Annotated in this window: 2 protein-coding genes; both read right to left on the bottom strand. The window is 39.3% G+C overall.

From position 1 onward, the window contains the following. The coding region (locus WMO25_RS16945; RefSeq protein WP_349086341.1) for a glycoside hydrolase domain-containing protein at nt 1-1,829 on the bottom strand (1,829 nt) is incomplete at its 3' end. Nucleotides 1,830-1,999: 170 nt separating this feature from the next. Further along, on the bottom strand, nt 2,000-2,816 hold an 817-nt coding region (locus WMO25_RS16940; RefSeq protein WP_349086340.1), incomplete at its 5' end, for a lysozyme family protein.

Here is a 2,816-nt window from a genome sequence, read left to right as displayed (position 1 = left end):
TGTGTCAATTCTCCATCATTTCCTATATCCACTTTTATATTATAAATTTTACCAGTTGAACTTTCAAGCGATGTGGATATTTTAGTAGAAATATCAATTGCTCCTTGAGGACTCATCATTGTTCCCAGTGAAATTTCCTTATCATACTCCACACCCACATCCATAATTTTATTCAGATAACCAAGCGGCTCCATTACATTATAGACATATTGATTTCGTGCTATTTTTACCTTTGCCCGAAGATTTTCTTGCGCTATTTCCTCATCTGTTTTTGTCGATACGGCATCGAACTTTTTAAATCCAGTATCTCTCCCTGAATATGCATCTTTATCCAGTGGGAACGAAGGTGATGAAGAAAATGAGTTCAACTCACAAAATTGATCAAATGCCCAGTTCTTCGGCATCGAATATCCCAAATTACAGCTAAATCCAGTTGACATATCTGCCACAAATGATTTACTTGCCAATCCTGCTTCATAAACTTTAGTACATACATATCTTGGTGCATAAATGCCGACTTTATAATTTTTATCATTTGTCGAACTGAAAAAGATCATGTGAATCTGTTCAAAATAAGGTATAATAAATGTATCAATCTGATATGAATAACAATCAAAATCCACTGCAAAGTATATAGTCGTTCCACTTGGTATACCGATTCTCTCGGCTGCTAAAATTGCTGTCTGTGCATCAACACTTCCCTGGGACGGATCCTTAAAATAGTTTAATTCATATCCTCCATCCTGATATATCGGGAATACCGATAATCCTGCATTTTCAATGTTTTTCACTTCTGTTGATGTCAAATATTTCGGTGTATGTTCTTTTCCAACAGAACCTGTCAGATAACGTCCTACATGAGTATACCCTGCATTTTTTATATCTAATGCCTGTTGTTTATTTAATACTGTTGCACAGTCACACGCTTTTGCTGCCCTGTTTGTATCGCCTTTACTCGTAAGCAATGATTTCATAGTAGAAACATTTACTTTTCCTTTTGTTACAAGTCCAATTCCTGTCAGACCATAAAACTCCTGAAATTCTGACACCTTTGACTCTGTAGTCGAATCAAACACGCCATCGAATCTTCCCGGATTATATCCGTTAAAATATAGTCCGTATTGAGCAATCTTATTAAATGGAACATATTTCGTCGAGTTCTGTCCGTTCTGTAATGTACCCGGAAACGCATTTGTTGTTGCATCGCCAAAATTAACTGAATTCAAATCTGTAATTAATTCAGTTGTAACTCCTTCAGCCGCCTGCAATGCACCAACTAAAGACAAAATTGTCTGTCTTGAGGCAATTCCATCACAAGGTCCAACACCAATAACATCTGACCAGTCACTATTTAATTGCTGTTGAATAAGAACAATATTGGAATCCCCACCAGAAACCTTTGTAAACCAGTTTAGGGATAACAATCCAGACCAAACTTTCCAATCAATTTTGCCCGTAACTTCCAGTCCTGCATTTTCCTGCATCTTTTTAACTGCATTTACTCCTGATGTATAATAAATTCCAGTAATTCCTCCAGCAGCATATCCTTTGCAAAACAGAGCACACTGAATCAAGCATACATTAACCTGCGGAGTATCATTCGGATCCATTTTTGTAATAATGGCTAACTTCTTCATGGTATTAATAGTAAGTGGTCCAACCGTTCCTGTAATCGTTGAGATTCCATTCTGAATCTGAAATGCACGAATGATTCCCTGCATCACGGCTGTTCCGGTCTTTCCATCTTCATCCAGTTTTACCCAATCCTTATGTCCACCAAACATCGCATTTAAATATTTTTGTGCTGCTTTTACATTCTGATCACTCATATTCACTACCTCCTAATTCAAGTCAATTATAAAGATTTCTAACTCTTTATATGTCTATCACTAAAAGTTACAATAACAATTTATCAATCAACTGTGCCTATTTTGTGACTATTTTCCAAAGGATTCATTAACTCCCTTATAAAATCCTTAACAAATTATGAAAGAAACCATCAATTTATCACCCCATATCCCATTATAGAACTGTAATCTACTGCATAATTTCTCTGCCGTACCTGATCACTGGAATTTCCCTCAATCGTGTAAACTCTTCCACCTTCACACTTTTCTACTATTCCTACATGATCCGATGTTCCATCATGATCCCAGTCAAAAAAGATGATCATTCCAGCTGTCGGAGTTGTTCCGCCACTCTGCCACTTATTCTTTCCCTGAAACCAGGACACTCCATCACTGCACAATGAGAATTTAGGAACATTCCCACTTGCAATCAGACCGCTCTGATCCGCACACCAGCTTACAAAACAGGCACACCATTCTACCCGACTGTCAAATCCGTACCAGCTCCAGAACTTCTGACCGCCACTGTTTCCAAGCTGCCCCATTGCAACCGACACAATCTGCTGATTACCAAACAAACCAGCAAACAGGCTGCCACCGGAATAATACCGCATCACATGGGGAACGTATTGGGGATCTCCGTAACTGCTCCATCCATGCGAAGCTGCCTGTTCCTGTGAAAACTGCAATGCATTGGCTTCTGTATAACCGCCTCTTTGCAATGCCCATCCTATGTAGCCATTTCCATAGTTATATCCCTGCCATGCAAGTTTCAGCTTGTCCAGATCCTGTGGACTGCTGCATCCTGCCTGTCTGATACAGTCTGCAAAGGTCTGTACTCCAACCTCTATCGAATAATCCGGATCAGTAATAGAACCAGGAGTGTGTGGGAATCTTGTATTATATGGACTTTCCGAACACTGCATCGGGTCTGTTCCCCTGCCTCCAGATTCCTGCATCATGATGGCC

Source organism: Coprococcus intestinihominis, assembly GCF_040096555.1.
Lineage (GTDB): Bacteria > Bacillota > Clostridia > Lachnospirales > Lachnospiraceae > Coprococcus_A > Coprococcus_A intestinihominis.
Note: the sequence above shows the minus strand (reverse complement) of the source record. Positions and strands in the feature narration are given on the sequence as shown.